The following is a 25,110-nucleotide window of genomic DNA, read 5'->3' on the forward strand; positions in this document are numbered from 1 at the left end:
GCAGGGCGCCGAAACCGGCGGCCTGCGCAAGCGATGGGAGATGATCGGCCCGGGTCTCAGCCCACCTGCGTCAGGGACTCGTTGAGCGAACGTGCCGCTGCGCGCATGCCGTCTGCCCCGGCGCTGAGCACAGCGCGTGAGGTGGTGGCCAGAATCTGATTGGCAGCGATCGCATCTGTGCCGAAGACGTCGATGAGTTCACCGATCCCGGCTCCCTGAGCACCGACTCCCGGTGCCAGGATCGGCCCTCCGCACGCAGACGGGTCGAATCCGAGCTCGCGGGCGCCGGATCCGATCGTCGCTCCGACCACCAGGCCGAACCGTCCGAGACCCTGTGCGGACTCAGCCGAGTTGCGCGCAGCCACCTGGCCCACGATCGTCCCGGCAACGGAGTCTCCGAAGCCCTCGACAGACTCTCCGCACGTGGCGTGCTGAACCTCTGCGCCTTCCGGATTCGAGGTCAGCGCGAGGACGAAGACTCCCCGATCATGAGCATTCGCGAGTTCGAAGGCCGGGTCCAGTGCTCCGAATCCGAGGTACGGAGACACAGTGATCGAATCGGCGGCCAGCGCCGAGGCGGGGTCGAGGTAGGCGCGTGCGTAGGCTCCCATGGTCGATCCGATGTCCCCGCGTTTGATGTCGAGGACACTGATGAGATCGTGTTCCCGGCAGGCTGCGAGGGTCTCTTCGAGAACGGCGACTCCGGTCGAACCGTACTGCTCGTAGAAGGCTGACTGCGGTTTGACCGCAGCCACATTCCCGGCCAGCTCGGTCACCGTGCGCAGTGAGAATTCGCGCAGCCCTGCCGCTGTGCGCGGCAGTCCCCAGGCCTCGAGGAGATGGTCATGGGGGTCGATGCCCACACACAGCGGTCCGTGCTCGTCCATGGCCGCCTGCAGGCGGGCGCCGAACATCACGCGTTCCAGTCCTGCAGGCTGCAGACCTTGAACTTCTTGTCACGAACGACCTCGAGTGAGGTGACTGCGGCTGCGAACTCGGCGAGCGTGGTGATCAGCGGCACGGAGTGTGCGGTCGCCGAGGCACGGATCTCGTAGCCGTCTGCCCGTTCCTGGCGTCCGGATGGGACGTTGATGACCATGTCGATCGTGCCGGCGGCCAGGTAGTCGAGGATCGTGCGATCCTCGGCATCGGCCTCGAAGTGCTTGTGCACCTGTGTGGTCTTGATGCCGTACCGGGACAGGACTGCGGCAGTTCCGGTTGTGGCGACCACGTCGAAGCCCATGTCGACGAGTTCCTTGACCGGCAGGACCATGGCCCTTTTGTCCCGGTCTGCAACCGAGACGAACACCGTGCCGGAGGTCGGAAGCTTGATCGATGCCCCCAGCAGGCCCTTCGCGAAGGCTGTCGGGAAATCGTGGTCGATGCCCATGACCTCACCGGTCGAGCGCATCTCCGGTCCGAGGATCGAATCGACGACCTTGCCCTCGACGGTCCTGAATCGACGGAACGGCAGGACCGCTTCCTTGACCGCGATCGGGTGGTCCAAGGACAGTCGCGAACCGTCGCCGGTCTCCGGGAGCATGTCTCCGCGCATATCGGCGATGGTGCGCCCGACCGCGATGAGCGCGGCGGCCTTCGCCAACTGTGTGGAAGTGGCCTTCGAGACGAACGGCACGGTCCGGGAGGCACGGGGGTTGGCTTCGATGACGTGGAGGACGTCGGCGGTGATGGCGAACTGGATATTGAGCAGCCCGCGCACGTTCGTGCCTTCGGCGATCGCTGCGGTGGCGCTGCGGACACGGTCCAGCACGTCTTCACCCAGGGTCAGCGAAGGCAGCACGCAGGCGGAGTCACCAGAGTGGATTCCGGCTTCCTCGATGTGCTCCATGATGCCGCCGATGAAGATGTCGGTGCCGTCGTAGAGGGCATCGACATCGATTTCGATGGCGTCCTCGAGGAAGCGGTCGACGAGGACGGGACGGTCCACGGAGATCTCTGTGGCAGTGGCCATATAGTCCACGAGCTGGGTGCGGTCGTAGACGATCTGCATGCCGCGGCCGCCGAGCACATATGAGGGGCGGACGAGGACCGGGTAGCCGATCTCCTCGGCTATCGTCTCGGCCTCCGCGTAGGTCACGGCGGTGCCGTGCTTGGGTGCGGTGAGACCGGCGCGGTCGAGGACGGCACCGAATTCGCCGCGATCCTCGGCCAGGTCGATGGCTTCGGGCTGGGTGCCGAGGACCGGCACTCCTGCGGCCTTGAGCTTGTCGGCCAGGCCCAGCGGGGTCTGGCCACCCAGGGTGCAGACGACGCCGAGCACGGGACCGGCGGCCACCTCGGCGTGGTAGACCTCCATCACGTCTTCGAAGGTCAGGGGTTCGAAGTAGAGGCGATCAGCGGTGTCGTAGTCCGTGGACACGGTCTCCGGGTTGCAGTTGACCATGATCGTCTCGAAGCCGGCCTCGGAGATGGCCATCGTCGCGTGCACGCATGAGTAGTCGAACTCGATGCCCTGTCCGATCCGGTTCGGTCCCGAACCGAGGATGATCACGGCAGGCTTCTCGCGCGGGGCGACCTCGGTCTCTTCGTCATAGCTCGAGTAGTGATACGGGGTGTGTGCGGCGAACTCACCGGCGCAGGTGTCGACGGTCTTGAACACTGGGCGGATCCGCAGGGCATGCCGGACACCGGTGACGACACCGGTATCCATGCTGCGCAGCGACGCAATCTGCTCATCGGAGAAGCCGTGGTTCTTCGCGTCCCGCAGCACCTGGGCGTCGAGTTCGTCTGCTGAGGAGATGAACTCGGCGACCTCATTGATCAGTTCGATCTGGTCGAGGAACCAGGGATCGATCTCGCAGGCCTCGAAGACCTCGGCATTGCTCAGGCCAGCGGCCAATCCGCGCTGAACGGAATGGATGCGGTCGGCTGTCGCGTGCGAGATCGACTCGAGGACGGATTCTCTGACATCCTCGTCGCCGATGTCGGGAAGATCGGACCACGAGAACGAGGCATCGCGCTGCTCCATCGACCGCATGGCCTTCTGCAGTGCGGTGGTGAAGTTGCGGCCCAGCGCCATAACCTCGCCCACGGATTTCATGGTCGTCGTCAGCGTCGGATCCGCTGCGGGGAACTTCTCGAACGTGAACCTTGGGATCTTGACCACGACGTAGTCGAGTGTCGGCTCGAAGCTGGCCGGTGTGACCTTGGTGATGTCGTTGGGGATCTCGTCGAGCGAGTAGCCCACGGCCAACTTGGCGGCCATCTTGGCGATCGGGAAGCCGGTGGCCTTCGATGCCAGTGCCGAGGACCGTGAGACTCTGGGATTCATTTCGATGACGACGATGCGGCCGGTCTTCGGATCCACTGCGTACTGGATGTTGCAGCCGCCGGTGGCGACTCCGACGGCGCGGATGACGTCGATGCCGATATCGCGCATCTTCTGATATTCGCGGTCGGTCAGGCTCAGCGATGGGGCCACGGTGATCGAGTCGCCGGTGTGGACGCCGACGGGGTCGACGTTCTCGATCGAGCAGATGACGACCACATTGTCCTTGTGGTCGCGCATGAGTTCGAGTTCGTATTCCTTCCAGCCGAGGATCGACTCCTCGAGGAGCACCTCGTGGGTGATGGAGTCACCCAAGCCGGCGCCGGCGATGCGCCGGAGGTCGTTCTCGTCATAGGCCATGCCGGAACCCAGTCCGCCCATTGTGAACGAGGGCCGCACGACGACGGGATAGTTGAGCTCTTCGGCCCCGGCCAGTGCCTCGTCGATGGTGTGGCAGATGACGGATTTCGCCGATTCGGCGCCGCATTCCTCGACGATGGTCTTGAACTTCTGCCGGTCCTCGCCGCGCTGGATGGCGTCGACGTCGGCGCCGATGAGTTCGACCCCGTACTTCTCGAGGGTGCCGGCATCGTGCAGTGCGATCGCCGCATTCAGCGCTGTCTGTCCGCCCAGCGTCGGCAAGATCGCGTCGGGGCGTTCCTTGTCGATGATCGATTCGATGATGTCGGGGTCGATGGGCTCGACGTAGGTGGCGTCGGCTACGTCGGGATCGGTCATGATCGTCGCGGGATTCGAGTTGATGAGGATGACCCGCAGGCCCTCTTCGCGCAGCACACGGCAGGCTTGGGTGCCCGAGTAGTCGAATTCACAGGCCTGACCGATGACGATAGGTCCGGAGCCGATGACGAGGACGGATTTGAGATCTTGTCTGAGTGGCATGGGTTCTCCTTAGGCCTGTGCGACCTGGGAAGCGGACATGAGGTCGATGAAGCGATCGAACAGGTAGCTCGAATCGTGGGGCCCGGCTGCGGCCTCCGGATGGAATTGGACGGAGAACGCGGGAAGATCGAGGCATTGGAGTCCTTCGACCACGTCATCGTTGAGGCACACGTGGGAGACCGCGACACGGCCGAAACTCTCATCATGCGGTGCCTGTGTCTCACCGTCCAAAGGCGCGTCGACGGCGAAGCCGTGGTTCTGCGAGGTGATCTCGACCTTGTCTGTGGTGCGATCCATGACGGGGACGTTGATGCCGCGATGGCCGAAGGGCAGTTTGTATGTGCCGAAGCCCAGTGCTCGGCCCAGCAGTTGGTTGCCGAAGCAGATGCCGAAGAACGGGATCTTCGCAGCGAGGACCTCCCGCAGGAGCGCGACCTGGTCATCGGCAGTCGCTGGGTCCCCGGGTCCATTGGAGAAGAATACTCCGTCGACGCCCAATGCCTTGATCTCGGCGAAGCTCGTCGTGGCGGGGAGGACATGGACGCCGATGCCGCGTTCGCTCAGGCGCTGAGGGGTCATCGACTTGATGCCCAGGTCCAGGGCTGCGACGCTGAACTTCTTCTGACCCACAGCGGGGATGAACTGGGGCTCGGTGATCGAGACCTCTTCGGCCAGTTTCGCTCCGGCCATGTGCGGTGAGGCCCGGACCTTGGCCAGCAGCTCATCGTCGCCTGCCTCGGCAGCGGGACCGGAGAAGATTCCCATGCGCATTGCACCGGCTTCGCGCAGATGCAGTGTCAGTGCGCGGGTGTCGACGTCGCTGATGCCCACGATGCCCGATTCTTCGAGGCGGGTGGACAGGTCTCCGATGGAGCGCCAGTTCGAGGAGATGCGGGAAGCGTCGCGGACGACGTAGCCGGCGACCCAGATCTTGCCCGATTCGTCGTCATCATCGGTGATCCCCGTGTTGCCGATGTGCGGCGCGGTCTGGATCACGATCTGACGATGATAGGACGGGTCGGTCAGGGTCTCCTGATAACCGGACATTGCGGTGACGAAGACCGCTTCGCCCAGGGTCTCGCCGACGGCCCCGTAGGAGGAACCGCGGAAGGTGCGTCCGTCTTCGAGGACGAGGACGGCAGGTGTGGTGGACAGTCTCATTGTGCCTCTTCGATCATTTCGCGGATGCGGTCGACGGTGGGGGTGGTGCTGGCGGCGTAGCGCGCGCGGAAGCCGGTATCGACGAGGGTCTCCCCCAGTCTCCAGGTGATGCGCACGATGCCGCCGCGTTCGACGAATTTGCCGATCATGCCGGCGGTGGTGTCGACGGAGACGATATCGCGCCTGGGGATCAGGAAGTCCTCACGTCCGGCGAGGTCCATGACCACGCCGCCGTCGGTGATGACGATCTCTCCCGTGGTGCGGATGCCGAGACCATGGACGGCGACTCGTTCGAGCGGATGTCCGGCCAGGGTCGTCGAAACGTACGATCCTTCGACGGGGTCCGCGACGGGTTTGATACCCATATGTGGTTTCGCCGGCTGCGGCACCACCGTCTGGCTCTTCTTTCGTCGGCTCCAACCCCAGGTGATCGCGAGGATCAGGAGGAGGAAGACGACTGCGATGATGATGACGCTTACTGGTCTGTCCATGATGCTCCTGCCGGGTGGGGTGTGCTGAGTCGTCCGCCCGAGAGCACCCGGTGGCCGTAGAAGAACGTGTCGGTGATCGAGGTGGAGACCTCAAGACCGGCAAAGGGGTTGTTGCGCCCCTTCGTCGCATGGTCGGCGGGCACGATCGTGTGCGTGGAGTTCGGGTCGATGAGCACGATGTTGGCACTCGAGCCGCTCTCGAGGCTGCCGTGTCCTGTTGCTCCGGTGATGCGTGCCGGTGTTGCCGACATCACGCGGGCGAGGTCACGGTAGTCGAAGTCGTAGTCGGACATCGCCTCGACGACGATGGGCAGCGCCGTCTCCATGCCGACCATGCCCATGGCCGCTGCCGTCCATTCGCTGCATTTGTGTTCGGCTGTATGCGGAGCGTGGTCGGTGCCGATGACGTCGATCGTGCCGTCGGCCAGGGCTTCGCGCAGTGCGGTGACGTCGGCTTCGGTCCGCAGCGGCGGGTTCACCTTGTAGACGGGGTCGAAGCTGCGGACGAGTTCATCGGTGAGCATCAGGTGGTGCGGGGTGACCTCGGCGGTGATCTCGACTCCGCGGGACTTCGCCCAGCGGATGATATCGACGCTGCCCTTGGTCGATACGTGGCAGATGTGCAGCCGCGAGCCCACATGTTCGGCCAGGAGCACGTCGCGGGCGATGATCGATTCCTCGGCGACGGCCGGCCAGCCGGGCAGTCCCAGCTCAGCAGAGACGACACCCTCGTTCATCTGCGCGCCCTCGGTCAGTCGCGGCTCCTGGGCGTGCTGGGCGATGACTCCGTCGAAGGTCTTGACGTACTCGAGTGCCCGACGCATGAGCAGCGGGTCTGAGACGCAGATGCCGTCGTCGGAGAAGATCCGAACTCGAGCCGCCGAGCGGGCCATGGCTCCGATTTCGGCGAGGTTCTGTCCCTCCAGGCCGATTGTCACGGCTCCGATGGGCACGACTTCGGTGTAGCCCGCTGTCCGGCCGAGTCGGTGGACCTGTTCGACGACGCCTGCGGTGTCCGCGACGGGGGCGGTGTTCGCCATCGCATGAACGCAGGTGAAGCCGCCCGAGGCGGCCGCGCGCGACCCGCTCAGGATCGTCTCCGCATCTTCTTTGCCCGGTTCCCGCAGGTGTGTGTGCATGTCGACGAGGCCGGGCAGGGCGATGAGCCCGTCGGCGTTGACGAGTTCCACATCGCTGCCGTCGGGGTCGAGCAGATCGGGGTCGACGATCGTCGAATCCTTGATCGCAATATCGGCGATTCCCTGGCCCAGCACGTTCGCACCGCGGATCAGATAATCAGTCATTGGTCTCCTCCTGACCTGTCAAGAGGCGGTACAGGACCGCCATTCGTACGCTCACTCCGTTCTCGACCTGGTCGAGGATGAGGGCGCGCGGTGAGTCGGCGGCTGCCGCTGAGATCTCGAAGCCGCGGTTCATCGGCCCCGGGTGCATGATGAATGTCTCCTTGGGCAGTCCGGCCAGCCGGGCTGCGGAGAGTCCCCATAGTCGTGCGTATTCGCGTTCGTTGGGGAAGAACGATTCGTGCATGCGCTCGTGCTGGACGCGCAGCATCATCACGGCCGCGAACTCCTCGGAGTGCAGCGCCTCGTCGAGGTCGTAGTGCAGAGTCACGGGCCAGGTCTCAACGCCCCATGGAAGCAGCGTCGGCGGTGCGATGAGGTGAACTTCGGCGCCGAGGTTGGCCAGCAGATGGACGTTCGACCGGGCTACGCGCGAGTGCAGGACGTCACCGACGATGGCGACCTTTGCGCCGTCGAGCCCCCGACCCCGCGGCCCGTCCTTGACCGCCCCTGAAGCGGAGAACCCGCCGAGGGCACGGCGCAGGGTGAAGGCATCGAGCAGCGCCTGTGTGGGGTGTTCGTGAGTGCCGTCGCCGGCGTTGACGACGGGAACGTCGATCCAGCCGGTGTGGGCCAGGCGATGCGGGGTGCCCGACCCGGGATGGCGAACGACGAGCGCATCGGCGCCCATGGCCGAAATGGTCTGGATGGTGTCCTGCAGGCTTTCGCCCTTGGATACCGACGAGCCCTTGGCGGAGAAGTTGAGGACGTCGGCCGAGAGTCTTTTGGCCGCGGCTTCGAAGGACAGGCGGGTGCGCGTCGAATCCTCGAAGAACAGATTGACCACGGTGCGTCCACGCAGCACGGGCAGTTTCTTGACCTCACGTTCGGAGACCTGTGTCATCTCCTCGGCGATGTCGAGGATCGAGATGGCGTCTTCGCGGCTCAGCGAGACGGTGTCGAGGAGGTGCTTCATTCGCGGCCTCCCGAGATCGTGACGCCGTCTTCGCCGTCGATCTCCGCAAGGGAGACGTTGACGCGTTCGCTGCTCGAGGTAGGCAGGTTCTTCCCGACGTGATCGGCCCGGATCGGCAGATCACGGTGGCCCCGGTCGACGAGGACGGCGAGCCGGACCTTGGACGGACGGCCCAGATCGGAGAGCGCGTCGAGTGCGGCTCTGATCGTGCGGCCGGAGAAGAGCACATCGTCGACGAGGACGATGGTCTTGGCATCGATGCCCTCGGCGGGGATGGTGGTGGGTTCTGGGGCGCGGTAGGCGCCGCTGCGCAGATCGTCGCGGTACATCGTGATGTCGAGGCTTCCGACGAGTTCGCTCGCCATCTCCGGGCGCCCGGAGATCGAGGCGATCTGTTCGGCCAGTCGAGTGGCCAAGGGCACCCCGCGGCGTGGGATGCCGAGCAGAACGAGGTCGTCGCTGCCCTTATTGGACTCGATGATCTCGTGGGCGATACGGGTCATTGCCCGCTTCATATCTGGGGCATCGAGCACTGTTCGCTGTGTCATGCTTCCCCTTCTCCGCCTCTCCGGACGGTGGTTAAAGGAGTGGTTCGATTCGATTGTAGACCTCGGATGGGTGAGGTCGGTGCGCGGGTCCGGATTCCGGACCCGCGGACTCAGATCAGGGTGGGCTTGACGTCCAGGACGCGCGAGAGCAGTCCCGAGATGAAGCCTGGTGAGTCGTCCGTTGAGAACTGTTTGGCCAGCGAGACGGCTTCGTCGATGGCTGCCTTGTCAGGCACCTCATCGTTGAAGAGGATCTCCCAGGTTCCGATCTGGAGCAGGGCCAGGTCGACGGCCGGCATCCGCTCCAGGGTCCAGCCTTCCGCGTAGGTGGCGATGATCTCATCGATCTCGTCGCGATGGCTCGTGACTCCTTCGACGATCTCCACCGCGTAGGCCTTCATCGGATAGTCGGGGTCGTTGGACCGCATGGTCACGATCTGATCGGTGTCGAGGCGACGCTGTCCTGCCTCGAACATGAGTTCCAAGGCCCGACGGCGGGCCCGCGTTCGTGCTGACACTTACTTGACGCGACCCAGGTAGTCGCCGTTGCGGGTGTCCACCTTGACCTTGGTGCCCTCTTCGAGGAACAGGGGCACCTGGATGTCGTAGCCGGTCTCCAGCGTTGCAGGTTTGGAGCCACCGGTCGAGCGGTCGCCCTGCAGTCCAGGTTCCGTGTGGGTGATCAGCAGCTCGACCGAAGGCGGCAGCTCCACAGAGAGCGCGGTGCCCTCGTGGAAGGAGATCTGCAGGTTCTGGTTTTCGAGCATGTAGTTGGCGGCATCGCCGACGAGGTCTGGAGAGACGCTGACCTGGTCGTAGTCCTCTGCGTCCATGAAGACGTAGTCGGTGCCGTCATGGTAGAGGTACTGCATATCGCGACGGTCGACATTGGCTGTCTCGACCTTGGTCCCGGCGTTGAAGGTCTTGTCGATGATCTTGCCGGAGATGACGTTCTTGAGCTTGGTGCGGACGAATGCCGGACCTTTGCCGGGCTTGACGTGCTGGAACTCCAGCACCTGCCACAGCTGCTTGTCGATATTGAGCACAAGGCCGTTCTTCAGGTCGTTGGTTGAAGCCACTAATTCGTCCTTCTTCGTGTCAGTCTTGGCCACCGCGAGGTGATTTGGTGTGTCTGGCAGTTTCGCCAAACAGCAATTCTAGCAAGCTCCTGTAGGAGCTGCCATCTTGGGCCTCTCAGCCCAGATCAGTGCCGAGCATGACGCGGGGCGAATCCTCGCCGATCTCCTGGTAGGCCGTGTGGAGAATTGAGACGTCCGGGATCTCCACCGTCGCGGGTGCGCCCACCTCGCTCAGCAGCACCATGCGCAGCATCGAGCCGCGCGCCTTCTTGTCTCGCTTCATCGTGTCCAGGAGCTGCGGCCAGACATCGGCACGGTAGGCGATGGGCAGGCCCAGCTTGGTCAGCAGTTCACGATGGAGGTCGACGGTCTCCGGCGGGAGGCTCTTGACCATCGCCGCCACCTCGGCGGCGAAGACCATGCCCACGGACACCGCGGCGCCGTGGCGCCACTGATAGCGCTCTTTGTGCTCGATGGCGTGGGCAAGGGTGTGGCCGTAGTTGAGGATCTCGCGGTGTCCGGATTCTTTGAAGTCGTCTGCGACGACCTCGGCCTTGACGGCGATGGCGCGTTCGATGAGCTCGCGCAGGACAGGACCATCCACCTCGGCGATCTCGGACTTCGAATGCCTGTTCACCAGATCGAGGATCGCGGGATCGGCGATGAAGCCGGTCTTGACCACCTCGGCGAGGCCGGTGAAGAGCTCGTTCTCCGGCAGCGTCTGCAGGGTGTCGAGGTCCACGAGGACGCCCGAGGGCGCGTGGAAGGAACCGACGAGGTTCTTGCCTTCAGCGGTGTTGATTCCGGTCTTGCCGCCGATGGCCGCATCGACCATTCCGAGGACCGTGGTGGGAATGTGGATGACGGAGATTCCGCGCAGCCAGGTTGCTGCGACGAAGCCGCCGAGGTCGGAGACGGCTCCTCCGCCGACGGTGATGATGGCATCGGTGCGGGTGAAGTCGCTCTGACCGAGGACCTGCCAGCAGAACGCGGCGACCTGCACGTGTTTGGCTTCCTCCGCATCGGGGATCTCGGCCACAATCGCATCGAGTCCGGTTGCGCGCAGGTCATCACGGACCGTCTCTCCTGTTGTCCGCAGGGCCCGCGGATGGATGACGAGCACCTTCTCGACGCGGGGACCGAGGAGCTCCGGAAGTTCGCCCAGGAGACCTTGGCCCACGAGAACCGGGTAGTTCCCGCCGGCTTCGACGTTGATGCGTGTGAGACTCATTCGTGCACTTTCCCCTTTGCTGCCTCCGGGCATGACATGACCGCGGTGGCTGAACTCTGAACCGGTTGCGACCTCAAGCCTAACTCTCCGGGTCGCGGCCCGAGTACTTGGCATACTCTTCCGCTCGCTGCAGACCGGTGAGGACGTCGACGACGCGGTTGACGATGGTCGAGGGATGCGAATTCGAGGCATGGACGCGGAAGGTGGCGACCTGATCATAGAGAGGTTCACGCTCGTTCACGAGCGCCAACCAGTTCTCCACCGCGGTTCCAGCACCGCGCAGCAGCGGTCTGTGCGGGGAGTTCAGCCGAGTCACGACGGTGTCGACGTCGATGTCGATGTGCACGACCTTGATCGCGGGATGGCCCAGCTGGGCACGGGTGCCCGGGTTGAGGATCGCTCCCCCGCCCAGGGAGACGATGCCTGGGCGGTCGAGCAGACGACGCAGGGCGCGCCGGACGACCTCGCGTTCGATCCGCCGGAAATGGTCCTCACCGCGCTCGACGAAGATCTCTGCGATGACGCCGTATTTGTCGACGATGTTCGCATCCGTGTCGATGAGCGGCAGATCGAGTCGATCAGCCAGGAGACGACCGATCGTGGATTTGCCGGCGGCAGGCGGTCCGGTCAGGACGATGCGCGACTGCGAGGCCGGGACCGGTTCCAGCGGTGGAACCGGTTTCGGGTGCGGGCGTTGAGTCATCGGCCGATGCGGAGGTTCTCCGGAATGGCCGCCACGTAGGCATCCAGGTTCCGCTTGGTCTCGGCCACGGAGTCTCCGCCGAACTTCTCCACCACTGCTTCGGCGAGAACGAGAGCCACCATCGCTTCGGCCACGACACCGGAGGCCGGAACCGCACACACGTCGGAGCGCTGGTGGTTGGCCTTGGCAGGTTCACCGGTGACGACGTCGACGGTGGCCAGAGCGCGTGGGACCGTGGCGATGGGCTTCATGCCTGCCCGGACTCGCAGCGGTCCACCTGTCGACATTCCGCCCTCGGTGCCGCCTGCGCGGTTGCTGACGCGTCGGATACCCTCGTCACCCACGGCGAGTTCATCGTGGGCTGCGGACCCGGAGCGCCTGGTAGTGAGGAAGCCGTCGCCGACCTCGACACCCTTGATCGCCTGGATGCCCATCAGGGCACCGGCGAGGCGGGAATCAAGTCGACGGTCCCAGTGGACGTGGGAGCCAAGACCAGGGGGCAGATCGTAGGCGAGGACCTCGACGACTCCGCCGAGTGTGTCTCCTGCCTTCTTCGCTGCGTCGATCTCAGCGACCATGGCAGCCGAGAGCTCGGAATCGAAGCAGCGCACAGGATCGGCGTCGAGGGCATCGACGTCGGAGGCCTGCGGCAGTGACACAGGCGTGTCCTCTGGCCCCGTGGCAGCACCGATCGCCACGGTGTGGGAGACGAGTGTGATGCCGAGTTCGCGCAGGAAGTTCGCGGCCACTGTGCCGAGGGCAACGCGCATCGCGGTCTCACGCGCCGAGGCGCGTTCGAGGATCGGCCGTGCTTCGTCGAAATCGTATTTCTGCATGCCGACGATATCGGCGTGCCCTGGACGCGGCCGAGTAAGTGGGGCGTTGCGGGCCTGACCGGCGAGTTCGTCCTCGTCGATCGGGTCGGCGCTCATCACGGTCTCCCATTTGGGCCACTCCGTATTTCCGACCTCGACAGCCACGGGTGAGCCGAGGCTCTGGCCGTGGCGCACTCCCCCCAGGAGCCGAACCTCATCGGCTTCGAACTTCATCCGGGCTCCACGGCCGTAGCCCAATCTGCGTCGAGCTAAGCTCGCGCGGATGTCTTCCCTGGTGATAGGAACGTGGGCGGGAAGCCCCTCAATGATCCCAGTCAGCGCTTCGCCGTGGGATTCGCCTGCAGTCAGCCATCTCAACATTCAACCGATTCTACAAAAGGATTGGGCCGAGCACCGACCCGAACCACATTCCGGATAGCATTGCCGGTCCGAATGCGATCGTCGTCGCCTTCAGGCTGCGTTTCGCAGCGGCTGCCAGGAGGGCTGCGATGCCGGCGATGAACATCATGATGATGAAGACGAGCGCCGGTGCCCACGGGGAGAACAGTGAGGGCACACCGAAGACGACGAACGCGAGTTTGACGTCGCCGAGGCCCATCGTGCGCGCGTGCATCACCCTTCCGCTCAGGTAGAGGACTCCGAAGAGAAGGACCCCGGCGCCACCGACAATGAGTCCGAGGGCCCAGATTGCGGACTTCCCCAGCAGCTGCCCGAGAATGAAGGTGAGAAGTTCGATTCCGATGAGCGGATACACGATCCGATCCGGCAGCCGATGGACGACGATGTCGACGACAGCGAGGTACGGGGTGGCAGCGGCCGCTGCACCCAGGCTCAGAGCCAGCAGAAGCCGGTCGACGGACCCGATGTCGGTTGCCACGCCGGCGTCGGGGAAGAGCAGTGCGGCCGCAGCTGCCAAGACGATGCCGAGGATCACTGAGGGCAGAGGGCGGTACAGACGAGTCTTCGCGAGCACGGCAGCGTGGGCGTCATCGGCCAGCCACCACGAGGTGCTGCTGGCCAGGAGAATGCCGAGACCAGCACTGAAGACGGCGCTGACTCCGATCGGCCACCCGTGGAGAACTCCGATGTCCACCCTCGCCCACCCTTTCCGTCCTTCTGGTCAGTCGCCTGCCGGCCCAGGTTGATCTTCGAGTGCGCGGTACATGGCTGCTGTGATCACGGCGCGCCGCTGCGCGTTCTGCGTGGGGCCCTGAGCGAGGCCGGGCTCGGCGGCCGATGCTTGGGCCGCGGCGATGAACATCTCCGACTGGGCAACGGCCTGCTCGACGAGCATCACCGTACCCTCTACCGGCATGAGGCCGTGGGATTCGGCTGCCCGAAGGAAGCCGGACTCTGCGGCATAGGCGACGTCGAGGGCCACTCCGCCGCGGAAGTCGCGAGACCACTGCAGTTCGGGGACAGCCTCGGCGGGGAGGGTCGAGATGACCACGGCGGAGGGTTCGATCTGCCTCAGCGGCGCGGTGGACGCCGACACTCCGAGCTGTTTGCTGAGGTCGAGGACCCGACCGGCCCGTTCAGGGTTTCTGACGAGGAATTCGACCGTGGTGATGCCCAGTTCGCTGCAGGCCAGCAGCGCCGAAGCCGCGGTCGCCCCTGCACCCAGGATGGTTGCTCTGTCAGCACCGTCGATGGTCGCCCTGTCGTCACCATCTCTGTCGGCGGTGCTCGCTCCTGCAGTCGCACCGAGGCCCGCGGCCGTGGCCGATATAGCGGCGGTGACAGCTGCTTCCCGACAGGTGCTGAGGCCCGGAGTCAGCGCGCGCACTATTCCCTGCACGTCGGTGTTGGCAACCGACGTCGCCCCACCTCGGCGAACCAGTGTGTTCGCCACTCCGGTCAGCCCGGCCGTGTCATCGAGGTCCCACCCATGGGTAAGCGCGAGTTCGACGAGCCGTTCCTTCAAAGGCATCGTCAGCGAGAATCCGATCTGGCTCATGTGAGCTGCCAGGAAGGATTCGAGGTCCTCCGCGCCGAGGTCGAAGCTGGCGTATTCGCTGCTGTCGAGGCCGAGGGCCCGAAATGCCGCACGATGAAGCAGCGGCGACTTGGAATGGGCGATCGGGCGACCGAGCACCGCAGCCGAGATCGTCATTTGTCGCCGTTGGCCTCTCCGTGCTCCTTGAGCCATTTCCGATAGATCTCGACATTCTTCCGATGCTCGTCGTAGGTGTCGGCGAATTTGGTCTCCCCGGTGTCCGGGTTCGTGGCCACGAAGAACTGCCAATCACCTTCGGTGGGATTGAGCGCCGCATCGACTGCTCCGGCGCTGGGCGAATTGATCGGTCCCGGTGGCAGCCCCTTCTTCTTGTACGTGTTGTACGGGCTGTCGGACTCGCGCTCCTTCTTCGTCGTCGTCAGATCGCTGCGGGCACCGTGGATATAGGCCACGGTCGCATCGGACTGGAGCAGTTGGCCGGTCTTCGAATCCTCTGAGATGCGGTTGAGGAAGACCTGCGCCACCTTCTTCCGGACTTCTTCATCACCGGGTGATTCGATTTCGACGAGGCTCGCCAGGGTCATGATCCGATTCGCGTCGTCGAGATCGATGTCAGCGTTCTCGATCTCACGCTTCGTCTTCTTGACCATCTCGGACACGATGTCCTCGGCCGTTCTGTCCTGGTTCAGCTCGTAGGTTGCCGGATACAGGTACCCTTCCAGGCTGGGGGCGTCAACGTCGAGGCCGTAGTCCTTAGGAGTCTTGTCATCGATGGCTTTGTCGACGGCTTCGGCCTTCATTCCCGACTCGACCATCGTCGATTTGATCTGGTCGATCTTGCGGCCCTCGGCGATCGTGATCTTGGGAGGTTTGATCGGATTGACGATCGCTTCCACTGCTGATTTGGAACTCATCTTCTCGCGCAGAATGATCGGTCCGGCCTGGATCGTGATATCGCGGCGCTCGACCTCGTCGAGGAACGGCTCGGAGTTCATGATCACCCCGGCCTCGACGAGCTGATTGGCCACGGAGCGGGCAGAGGCTCCCGGCGGGATCTCGATCGTGACCTCGCTGGTGCCAGCGCCCTCGTAGTCGCCCTTGGGACCGAACAGGTCATCGAAGACTCCGCCTGCGGCTCTGACACCGAAGAATCCTCCGATGCCGAATACGAGCACGCAGACGACGACGATGGCCGTCGTCCGACGCCTGCGCAGCATCCGGCGGCGCTTCTTTGCTCTGAGGTCGGACCTGCTCAGCCCTTCGTCTTCCGAGAACTCACCTGGGAACGGGCTCATAGCTCACTCTCCTCGTCGGGCATTGCTCGACCGGCTGGCTCACCGGTGTTGTGTTCGAATTCGAGGGCATTCTGCAAAATGATCACGGCGGCCTGGGCGTCGACGATCTCACGACGTTGACGCGAGTTCTTCCCTGCGGCGGCGAGGGCGTGGTGAGCCTCGACCGTGGTGAAGCGCTCATCGACGAGGCGGATGGGCGTCGACGTGGCGAGGCTGATTCGCCTGGCGAACTCAAGTGCGGTCGCCGCCGCCGCCCGTGCCGCGCCGTCGAGGGACTTCGGGTCGCCGATGAGCAGTTCGATCGGTTCGTATTCGTCGATGATCTCCCGCAGCGTTCTCAGCGCAGCGGGCTCATCGGTCCTCCGCACCACTGTCAGCGGCGTAGCGAGGATGCCGTCAGGGTCACTGCTGGCGACCCCGATGCGCACCGACCCGATGTCGAGGCCGATACGTCGGCCCCGGCGGAAACTCACTGGAGAGCTGCCTTGACCGCTGTGATGGCAGAGGGGATCGCGGAGACATCGCTGCCGCCGCCCTGAGCGAGGTCGGGTTTGCCTCCCCCGCCGCCGCCGAGTTCACCGCAGGCCAGGGACACGAGCTTGCCGGCCTGCTGTCCCTCTTCGCGTGAGGCAGCGGTCGTGGCGACCACGACAACGGGTTTTCCGTTGCTCGTTCCGATGCCAAGGACCACGGCGGAGCGTTCCGAGACTCGACCGCGCAGGTCGGTGGCGACGGTGCGGATGTCCTCTGCATTCGAGACCTCGCCGAGTTCGGCGACGATGAACAGTGTTGATCCCACGGTTTCGGCGTTGTCGAGGAATTTTCCGGCTGAGGCCAGGAGCTGCTGGGAGTTCAGGCGAGCGATCTCCTTCTCCGCATCCTTGAGCTTGGTCATCAGATCTCCGACGCGTTCGCGCACATCGGTTCCCGGCACCTTGAGCATGTCGGACAGGGAGGAGACGATGCTGCGTTCAGCGGCCAGCGAGCGAAAGGCGTCCATGCCGACGGCGGCTTCGATGCGGCGTACGCCTGATCCCACGGAGGCTTCGGAGAGCACGGAGATCGGCCCGACCTCGGACGAGGCACCGACGTGGGTGCCTCCGCAGAGTTCGCGGGAGAACGGTCCGCCGATGTCGACGACGCGCACGATATTCGGGTACTTCTCGCCGAAGAGCGCCATCGCACCGGACTTCCTGGCGTCCTCGAACGGCAGGAATTCGGTCCCGACCTCATAGTTCGAGCGGACGGCGAGGTTGGCGACGTCTTCGATCTCCGCCCGCATCTGCGGACTCGGGGCTTCGGGGAATGAGTAGTCGAAGCGCATGTAGCCTGGCTGGTTCATCGAGCCGGCCTGGACAGCGTGAGTGCCGAGGATCTCGCGCAGCGCGGCGTGGACGAGGTGCGTGGCGGTGTGGGCCTGTGAACCCTGGAACCGGTGGTCGCGGTCGACGACGGCCAGGACCTCGGCCCCGACGTGGATCTCGCCGTCGATGACTTCGACCCTGTGCGCGGGGAGCCCCTTGATGGGATTCTGCACGTCGAGGACGCGGGCGGTGAAGCCATGGCCTTTGATGAGGCCGATATCGGCGCGTTGTCCGCCCGCCTCGGCGTAGAACGGAGTCAGATCGAGGATGAGGTCGGCGGACTGTCCCGGTGTCAGAACTTCCTGTGCGAGCCCGTCGACGACGATTCCACGCACCCGGGAGTCGGCCTCGAGGCGGTCGTAGCCGACGAACTCGGAGGCACCGTCTTCGAGCAGCGCAGAGTAGGCGGAGAGGTCGGCATGTCCCCCGCCCTTCTTCGCCTTCGCGTCGGCCTTGGCTCGGGTCCGCTGTTCGCTCATGAGGGCGCGGAAGCCCTCTTCGTCGACGTGGACGCCCTGTTCGGAAGCCATCTCCAGAGTCAGGTCGATAGGGAATCCGTGAGTGTCGTGCAGAGCGAACGCGACGTCGCCGCTGATGGTCTTGTCCGACTCGGGCAGGGAAGCCGCAGCGTTCTGGAACAGCTGTGTGCCCGACTCCAGGGTCCGCAGGAAGGCCTTCTCCTCGGCGTAGGCGATGTGGGAGATGCGATCGAAATCTGTCTCCAGCTCAGGGTAGGAGAGCTTCATCGATTCCATGGACACCGGCAGCAGTTCCGGCAGGACCTCGCTGGTCACGCCGAGGAGGCGCATCGCACGTACGGCACGACGGAGGAGACGGCGGAGGATGTAGCCGCGGCCTTCGTTGCCGGGGCGGACACCGTCGCCGATGATGATCAGGGAGGAGCGGACGTGGTCGGCCACGACGCGCATCTGCACGTCGGCCTCGTGATCGGCACCGTAGCTGTGGCCGGAGAGACGGCTGGCGGCCTCGATGACGGGAAAGACTTCGTCGATTTCGTACATGTTCTCGACGCCTTGGAGCAGGAAGGCGACACGCTCGAGGCCCATGCCGGTGTCGATGTTCTTCGCGGGGAGGTCGCCGGCGATGTCGAAATCGACCTTCGACCGGACCTCGCTGAGTTCGAATTCCATGAACACGAGGTTCCAGATCTCGATGTACCGGTCTTCATCGGCCACGGGGCCGCCTTCGACACCGTAGTCCGGACCACGGTCGAAGTAGATCTCGGAGCAGTAGCCGCCGGGGCCGGGCTGACCGGTGTGCCAGAAGTTGTCCTCATTGTCGCGCGGCTGGATGCGCTCTCGTGGAATCGAGGTCTCCTCGAGCCACAGGTCGATGGTCTCGATATCGTCCTCATGGACTGTTGCCCACAGGCGGTTCTCGTCGAAGCCGAGACCACCGTCGTCCACGGGGTTCGTCAGCAGTCCCCAGGCGAAGCGGATGGCTTCGCGCTTGAAGTAGTCGCCGAAGGAGAAGTTGCCATTCATCTGGAAGAAGGTGCCGTGGCGGGTGGTCTTTCCGACCTCTTCGATGTCGCCGGTGCGCACGCATTTCTGCACGCTCGTGGCGCGATTGAATGGGGCAGGTTCCCGACCGGAGAGATACGGGATGAACTGAACCATACCCGCGATGTTGAACAGGATCGATGGATCCGAGCTGATCACCGACGCTGAGGGGACGACTGTGTGCCCATTCGCTTCGAAGTAGTCCAACCAGCGCTGTTTGATCTCTGCCGTCTTCATCCAAGGCCTTTCACATGTTGCGTGTGCACTCTTGCACTCATCAGTGATTAGTTTAGTGGCTCATCCGCATTATGCGAGGTGCCGACGCTGCGCGCCGTCGACTTGCGTATGAATGCACAACTGCCCGGAACTCGACGTTCCGGGCAGTTGATGCCGTGCGATCCCTCTGGGGTGATCAGCGCGAGTAGTGCTCGACGACCAGCTGAACATCAACGGTCACAGGAACCTCTTCGCGCTTAGGGCGACGAAGCAGGGTGGTCTGCAGACCTTCGAGGTTGACATTGAGGTAGCCGGGAACTGCAGGGAGAACATCCTTGTGTCCACCGGCTGCTGCGACCTGGAACGGATCCATCGATGCGCTGCGCTCGTGAACCTGGATGGTCTGTCCTTCCTTCACGCGGAATGAAGGACGATCGACGCGCTGGCCGTCAACGGTGATGTGACGGTGCACGACGAACTGACGCGCCTGGGCGATGGTCCGGGCGAAGCCCGAACGCAGCACCAGTGCGTCGAGACGCATTTCGAGGAGCTCGACCATGGTCTCACCGGTCAGACCGGAGAGGCGGCTGGACTCTTTGTAGATCTTGAGCATCTGAGCTTCGCGGATGCCGTACTGGGCGCGAAGACGCTGCTTCTCCTTGAGACGGACCGAGTAGTCGCTGTCATTGCGACGACGTGCACGGCCGTGCTCGCCTGGAGGATACGGGCGACGCTCGAAGTACTTCTCCGCTTTCGGAGTCAGCGGCATGCCGAGGGCGCGCGAGACGCGCGTCATCCGGCGGTTACGTGCTGGTGCTGGCACTGTATTACCTTTCATCAATATGGTGTGTCTCGACCGGCCATGGGTTCTCGCCCAAGTCGACACGGTTGTTTCCCTGGATGGGAAAGAGGGATTGAGCGTCGAGATCCGCTCGCACCGACCGCCTTTAGGGTGCAGGCACAACAGCAACCAATCTTAGCGGATTCCACTCCCCCGGCGCAAAGCGACAGAACGGGGACACGAACGATGTGCCGCGACTCTGCCGCCGGGTTGACCACAGGGCAGAAAGTATATCTGCCCGGAAGGTTCTGATGCTCAGGCGCCGGTGCGATCGGCTCCGCCGTCGGGCCTTCGCGTGGTGGGCAGCCGCATTGCCGCATCGGCAACTTCGGCTCCCGAACCACCATAGATGTTGACGACGGTGTGAACTCCTGCCGCGGAGAGGGCGTCGGCCTGGTCCTGACGCTGGACCACTGCGGCGATGGCACCGTCGAAACCGGCTATTCTCAGCTGTTCGAGTGCGAAGGTGTTCGAGTCGTGGATCGCCATAGCCAGAATCACGGTCCGGGCGGTTCCACCGACGACCAGGCGATGCCAGAACTCGTGGTCTGTGGCGTCGCCCTCCAGGACGTTGAACTTCTCGCCTTTGAGATCCTCCACCACCAGATGATCGTTGTCGACACCGATGACGGACAGACCTCCTCGGTCGACCAACCGTTCATATGCACCGCGGCCGATGCGGCCCATGCCCAGCACCACCACCTCGGCGGCACCTGTGTCGATCGGGCGATCCGGTGGGCGCAGTTTGGCCTCATTCTCATCGGGCAGGATCTCATCGAGTCTGCCCACGATCTGCAGACTGTAGGCGTTGGCCAGTGAGGAGATGATCATTGAGATCGCAACGGCCAATGCAGTCACTGTCAGCCAGCTGTCCTCGAACACTCCGCTGGCTGCCCCGACCGCCACCACGATGAGGGCGAATTCGGAGAAGTTACTCAAGGCGAGACTGGTGCGGATGCTGGTCCGGTTGCGCAGGCCGAAGAGTCGACCCATCAGATAGAAGCTGAGGAAGTTGAAGGGGATGAGAATCACACACAGGATGAGTGCCATGACCAGGTCGGCCCAAGTCGGGATCGCCTGCAGCCCGATGACGACGAAGAAGGCGACGAGGAAGAGCTCCTTGACGCTGAACAGGGACTTCGACAACTCGGTGGATCTGGGATGGCTGGCAAAGAGCAGACCCATCACCAAGGACCCCAGGTCGCCATGGATGCCCACGGACTCGAAGGCCACGTATCCCGGGCCCAACGCCATGACCACGCCGAAGAGCACCAGCAGCTCGCCTCGTCCGACACGGTCGAGAAGGCGGCGCAGCACCCATGCTGCGGGGATCAGGAGAACGAGCGCGAAGGCCCACAGACTCGGCGGCTCCTCACCTGCAACGGTGATGAAGGCGACGGCGGCGATGTCTTGGATGACGAGGATGGCGATGGCGATCTGACCGTAGTACGAACCATCGTCGGAGCGGTCTTCGAGGACCTTGACCACGAGCACCGTTGAGGAGAACGACAGCGCGAATCCGAGCAGACCGACCGTGCCCAGTCCACCGTCGAGCGACACGACGCCGATGACCGCAGCCAACCCGATCGTGCCGGCCCCCACGAGGACGCTGGAGATCAGGTGGAGCGCGGCCGTGCCGTAGGCCTCAGGTTGGATGAGGGATCGCAGATCGAACTTCAGTCCGATGGTGAAGAGGAGCAGAACCACGCCGAGGTCGGAGACCCGTTCGAGACCGTCGAAAGCGGAGAAGCCGAGGAAGTGAAGCAGGAATCCGGCACCAAGGAAGCCCACCAGTGGAGGAATGCGCAGTTCACGTGCCACCAACCCCAGAGCGAAAGCGGCCGCGATGGTGACGATGATGTCCTGCACGTCGCCCCTCCTCAGTCTCTCAGTCGCCGGCAAACCGACCGTGGCCGCGGCGCTCCTTCATCCTGTGCACAAAACTACCGCGTCCCAGGGGCCAGAGGGAGGAAATCGGCGGCGAATATCGGTAGGCCGGTGCCGATCTCAGGGTCGCAGGAGGTTCTGCAGCATCTCGAGACGCTCACCTAAGGAGCGCTCCATCCCGTTGCCTGTCGGCTCGTAGTAGCGCTTCCCGCGCAGTGTCTCGGGCAGGTATTCCTGGGCGGCAACCCCGTGAGGATGATCGTGCGAGTATTTGTAGCCCTCGCCGTGGCCGAGCTCCTTGGCGCCGGGATAGTGAGCGTCGCGCAGATGTGTCGGGACCTGCCCCGAGAACCCGTTCTTGACATCAGCGATGGCTGCGTCGAGGGCGCGGTAGCTCGCGTTCGACTTCGGAGCCATGGCCAGGTAGGTGACCGCTTCGGCCAGCGGAATGCGTCCTTCCGGCATGCCGATGTTCTGCACAGCTGTTGATGCCGCCACTGCGATCGGCAGGGCCTGTGGATCGGCCATGCCGATGTCCTCGGCAGCCGATATCACGACACGTCGCGCGATGAAGCGGGGGTCTTCGCCGGCAACGATCATCCTGGCCAGGTAGTGCAGCGCGGCATCGACGTCTGAGCCGCGAATCGACTTGATGAATGCGGAGACGACATCGTAGTGCTGGTCTCCGTTCTTGTCATAGCGCAGCACAGTTTCGGAGCTGGCCTCGGCACAGGCGGCCTCGGTGATGAGGATCGCGCTGCGATCAGTTTCCGAATCATCCGCTGTCTGATTCGACTCGGTTGTGTCGTCCGCGTCGTCTGAACCGGCCGTGTCATCAGTCGAGTCATCGGCCGTGTCTCCGTCATCTGCCTGTGCGAACTCTGCCTGTGCGGCAGCGATGCCAGCGGCGGCTTCGAGGATGGTCAGGGAGCGTCGGGCGTCGGCACCGGCGATGCGGACGATGAAGTCCTTCGCCGCAGGCTCGAGTTCGAATTGGCCGGCCAAACCTCGGTCGCTGGTGACTGCACGGTCGAGGAGATCGGCGATGGCGGCATCGTCGAGCGGACGCAGCGTAAGCAGAAGCGAGCGGGACAGGAGTGGGGAGATGACGGAGAACGATGGGTTCTCGGTCGTCGCGGCCACGAGCACGACGAGGCGGTTCTCCACCGCTGGCAGCAGAGCGTCCTGCTGTGCTTTCGAGAACCGGTGGATCTCGTCGAGGAACAGCACGGTCGTGCGCTGATACATGTCGCGCTCGCGCCTGGCGTTCTCGATCACCTGTCGCACGTCCTTGACACCGGCGGTGATCGCGGACATCTCGACGAAGGTGCGGCCCGGCGCATGGGATATGACGTGGGCCAGGGTGGTCTTGCCGACCCCGGGAGGCCCCCACAGGATCACCGAGGAGGCTCCTGCCCGGTCTCCCCCGTTGGCCTCGACGAGTTGGACGAGGGGTGAGCCGGGGAACGTCAGATGGTCTTGGCCGACCACCTCGGCGATGGTGCGCGGACGCATCCGCACCGCCAGCGGATCGAGAGCTCGACCCGAACCGGCAGAAGAACCGCCGACGCCCGGACCAGGAGATCCCTGGTCCGGGCTATCGGAGGAGAAGAGGTCAGGGCCGTTGGTCATCAGGCCTCGGTGTCGTCATCTTCCGGTTCGAAGTCCACGCCGGCCTCGGCACGCTGTGCATCGGTGATCGGTGCAGGAGCCTGGGTGAGCGGATCGTATCCGGCACCCGTCTTCGGGAAGGCGATGACCTCGCGGATCGAGTCGACCCCGGCGAGCAGGGACACGATGCGGTCCCAGCCGAAGGCGATGCCTCCGTGAGGGGGTGCGCCGAACTTGAAGGCTTCGAGGAGGAAGCCGAACTTCTCCTGTGCGTCTTCCTCGGAGATGCCCATGATCTTGAACACGCGTTCCTGGATGTCCTTGCGGTGGATGCGGATCGAACCGCCGCCGATCTCGTTGCCGTTGCAGACAATGTCGTAGGCGTAGGCCAGGGCGGCACCCGGATCGGCCTCCAGGGTGTCGAGGAATTCGGGCTTCGGAGCGGTGAAGGCGTGGTGGACCGCGGTCCATGTTCCTTCACCGACGGCGACGTCGCCCGCGGCCTGAGCCGCGGCTGCCGATTCGAAGAGCGGTGCGTCGACGACCCACACGAAGGCCCAGTCGCCTTCCTTGATGAGTCCTGTGCGTTCGGCGATCTCATTGCGGGCGGCACCCAGCAGAGCCCGCGAGCTCGCAGGATCACCGGCGGCGAAGAAGATCGCGTCACCGGGGGTGGCTCCTGCGGCTTCGACGAGGCCTGCCTTCTCCTCATCGGAGATGTTCTTGGCCACGGGACCGGTCAGGGTGCCGTCTTCGGCCACGAGCACGTAGGCAAGGCCCTTGGCGCCGCGCTGCTTGGCCCAGTCCTGCCAGGCGTCGAGCTGACGGCGGGGCAGGGAGCCGCCGCCGGGGTAGACGACCGAGCCGACGTAGTCGGACTGGAAGACCCGGAACGGGGTGTCCTGGAAGAATTCGGTGAGGTTGTGCAGCTCGAGTTCGAAGCGCAGATCAGGCTTGTCGCTACCGTACTTCTCCATCGCCTCGGCGTAGGTGATGTGCGGGATCGGCGTGGTGATCTCGTGTCCGATGAGCTTCCACAGAGCCACGAGGATCTTCTCGGCAAGCTCGATGATGTCTTCCTGCTCAACGAAGGATGCCTCGATGTCGAGCTGAGTGAATTCGGGCTGCCTATCGGCGCGGAAGTCCTCGTCGCGGTAGCAGCGCGCCAGCTGGTAGTAGCGTTCCATACCGGCGACCTGCAGAAGCTGCTTGAACAGCTGCGGTGACTGCGGCAGGGCGTACCAGGAACCGGGCTGCAGGCGAGCGGGGACGAGGAAGTCGCGGGCGCCCTCGGGGGTCGACCGAGTCAGGGTCGGTGTCTCGATCTCGAGGAATTCCTGCTCGTCGAGGACCGTGCGGGCCGCCTTGTTCGCGGCCGAGCGCAGGCGCATGGTGGAGGCCGGACCGGACCGACGCAGGTCGAGGTACCGGTAGCGCAGGCGGGTCTCCTCGCCGACGGTGCCGGCGTCTTCGGCGTGGTCGGAGACCTGGAAGGGCAGCGCCTCGGCGAGGCTGAGGATCTCGACGTTCGTGTCGATGACTTCGATGTCGCCGGTCGGCAGGTTGGCGTTGGTGTTGCCCTCGGGACGCAGGGACACGGTGCCGGTGACCTTGACGACGGATTCGTTGCGCAGCGAGTGCGCGTCGTCCTCACGGACGACGACCTGGACGATGCCCGAAGCGTCACGCAGATCGATGAAGGCGACACCTCCATGATCGCGACGACGGTCGACCCACCCGGTCAGGGTGACGGTCTGTCCTGCGTGTGAGGCTCGCAGGCTTCCGGTTTTGTGGCTTCGCAGCACCTAGGGCTCCTTTACGATGTTTATGTGGCAGCGCGTGAACAATGATAGTCGCTCGCCACTCGATTACCGGCATGGCCCACTGCAGGACATCTGCCG

Annotated in this window: 21 protein-coding genes; all 21 read right to left on the bottom strand. The window is 64.2% G+C overall.

Annotated elements, in window-relative coordinates; genetic code table 11:
* Positions 1–56: 56 nt before the first annotated feature.
* Positions 57–914: an orotidine-5'-phosphate decarboxylase gene (gene pyrF / locus HX613_RS05235; RefSeq protein ID WP_235344412.1), complete on the bottom strand. Its 858-nt coding sequence runs from the start codon at positions 912–914 to the stop codon at positions 57–59.
* Positions 914–4,189, bottom strand: coding sequence for a carbamoyl-phosphate synthase large subunit (gene carB, locus HX613_RS05240; RefSeq protein ID WP_235344367.1), 3,276 nt, complete (start codon positions 4,187–4,189; stop codon positions 914–916). Before carB ends, pyrF begins: the two co-directional genes overlap by 1 nt.
* A 9-nt stretch (positions 4,190–4,198) precedes the next feature.
* A complete protein-coding gene (gene carA, locus HX613_RS05245; RefSeq protein WP_235344368.1) occupies positions 4,199–5,350 on the bottom strand; it encodes a glutamine-hydrolyzing carbamoyl-phosphate synthase small subunit in 1,152 nt (383 codons plus the stop codon).
* Positions 5,347–5,841, bottom strand: a complete 495-nt coding sequence (locus HX613_RS05250) for a PH-like domain-containing protein (protein ID WP_204235750.1) — start codon at positions 5,839–5,841, stop codon at positions 5,347–5,349. The genes carA and HX613_RS05250 overlap by 4 nt, the downstream gene beginning before the upstream one ends.
* A complete protein-coding gene (locus HX613_RS05255; protein WP_143921791.1) occupies positions 5,826–7,145 on the bottom strand; it encodes a dihydroorotase in 1,320 nt (439 codons plus the stop codon). Before HX613_RS05255 ends, HX613_RS05250 begins: the two co-directional genes overlap by 16 nt.
* Positions 7,138–8,118: an aspartate carbamoyltransferase catalytic subunit gene (locus HX613_RS05260; RefSeq protein WP_143921792.1), complete on the bottom strand. Its 981-nt coding sequence runs from the start codon at positions 8,116–8,118 to the stop codon at positions 7,138–7,140. The genes HX613_RS05255 and HX613_RS05260 overlap by 8 nt, the downstream gene beginning before the upstream one ends.
* A complete protein-coding gene (gene pyrR, locus HX613_RS05265; RefSeq protein ID WP_235344369.1) occupies positions 8,115–8,666 on the bottom strand; it encodes a bifunctional pyr operon transcriptional regulator/uracil phosphoribosyltransferase PyrR in 552 nt (183 codons plus the stop codon). The genes HX613_RS05260 and pyrR overlap by 4 nt, the downstream gene beginning before the upstream one ends.
* 110 nt (positions 8,667–8,776) lie before the next feature.
* Positions 8,777–9,184 carry a transcription antitermination factor NusB gene (gene nusB / locus HX613_RS05270; RefSeq protein ID WP_198396295.1) on the bottom strand — a complete coding sequence of 136 codons (408 nt, stop codon included), beginning with the start codon at positions 9,182–9,184 and terminating at the stop codon, positions 8,777–8,779.
* Positions 9,185–9,745, bottom strand: coding sequence for an elongation factor P (efp, locus tag HX613_RS05275; RefSeq protein WP_143921795.1), 561 nt, complete (start codon positions 9,743–9,745; stop codon positions 9,185–9,187).
* 115 nt (positions 9,746–9,860) lie between these two features.
* Entirely contained in the window at positions 9,861–10,976 is a 1,116-nt protein-coding gene (gene aroB, locus HX613_RS05280; RefSeq protein ID WP_235344370.1) for a 3-dehydroquinate synthase, read from the bottom strand.
* Positions 10,977–11,055: 79 nt separating this feature from the next.
* Entirely contained in the window at positions 11,056–11,679 is a 624-nt protein-coding gene (locus HX613_RS05285; protein ID WP_235344371.1) for a shikimate kinase, read from the bottom strand.
* Positions 11,676–12,875 carry a chorismate synthase gene (gene aroC / locus HX613_RS05290; protein ID WP_235344372.1) on the bottom strand — a complete coding sequence of 400 codons (1,200 nt, stop codon included), beginning with the start codon at positions 12,873–12,875 and terminating at the stop codon, positions 11,676–11,678. The genes HX613_RS05285 and aroC overlap by 4 nt, the downstream gene beginning before the upstream one ends.
* 10 nt (positions 12,876–12,885) lie before the next feature.
* Complete coding sequence (locus tag HX613_RS05295; protein WP_235344373.1) at positions 12,886–13,608, bottom strand: prepilin peptidase; 723 nt, start codon at positions 13,606–13,608, stop codon at positions 12,886–12,888.
* A gap of 27 nt (positions 13,609–13,635) precedes the next feature.
* Positions 13,636–14,628, bottom strand: coding sequence for a shikimate dehydrogenase family protein (locus HX613_RS05300; protein WP_235344374.1), 993 nt, complete (start codon positions 14,626–14,628; stop codon positions 13,636–13,638).
* Positions 14,625–15,767: an endolytic transglycosylase MltG gene (gene mltG / locus HX613_RS05305; RefSeq protein ID WP_235344375.1), complete on the bottom strand. Its 1,143-nt coding sequence runs from the start codon at positions 15,765–15,767 to the stop codon at positions 14,625–14,627. Before mltG ends, HX613_RS05300 begins: the two co-directional genes overlap by 4 nt.
* Positions 15,764–16,240, bottom strand: a complete 477-nt coding sequence (ruvX, locus tag HX613_RS05310; RefSeq protein ID WP_235344376.1) for a Holliday junction resolvase RuvX — start codon at positions 16,238–16,240, stop codon at positions 15,764–15,766. Before ruvX ends, mltG begins: the two co-directional genes overlap by 4 nt.
* Positions 16,237–18,891 carry an alanine--tRNA ligase gene (gene alaS, locus HX613_RS05315; RefSeq protein WP_235344377.1) on the bottom strand — a complete coding sequence of 885 codons (2,655 nt, stop codon included), beginning with the start codon at positions 18,889–18,891 and terminating at the stop codon, positions 16,237–16,239. The genes ruvX and alaS overlap by 4 nt, the downstream gene beginning before the upstream one ends.
* A 175-nt stretch (positions 18,892–19,066) precedes the next feature.
* Positions 19,067–19,666 carry a 30S ribosomal protein S4 gene (gene rpsD, locus HX613_RS05320; RefSeq protein WP_186293019.1) on the bottom strand — a complete coding sequence of 200 codons (600 nt, stop codon included), beginning with the start codon at positions 19,664–19,666 and terminating at the stop codon, positions 19,067–19,069.
* A gap of 300 nt (positions 19,667–19,966) precedes the next feature.
* The gene (locus tag HX613_RS05325) at positions 19,967–21,580 is read right to left on the bottom strand and encodes a cation:proton antiporter domain-containing protein (protein ID WP_235344378.1); all 1,614 of its coding nucleotides are present in this window, start codon (positions 21,578–21,580) and stop codon (positions 19,967–19,969) included.
* A 138-nt stretch (positions 21,581–21,718) separates the two neighbouring features.
* Positions 21,719–23,230, bottom strand: a complete 1,512-nt coding sequence (locus HX613_RS05330) for a replication-associated recombination protein A (RefSeq protein WP_235344379.1) — start codon at positions 23,228–23,230, stop codon at positions 21,719–21,721.
* Positions 23,230–25,014 (bottom strand): aspartate--tRNA ligase, encoded by a 1,785-nt coding sequence (gene aspS / locus HX613_RS05335; protein ID WP_235344380.1) that lies wholly within the window; start codon positions 25,012–25,014, stop codon positions 23,230–23,232. The genes HX613_RS05330 and aspS overlap by 1 nt, the downstream gene beginning before the upstream one ends.
* Between the last annotated feature and the right edge of the window lie 96 nt (positions 25,015–25,110).

The sequence above is a fragment of the Brevibacterium sp. UCMA 11754 genome (assembly GCF_021532275.1).
In the GTDB taxonomy this organism is placed as follows: Bacteria; Actinomycetota; Actinomycetes; order Actinomycetales; family Brevibacteriaceae; genus Brevibacterium.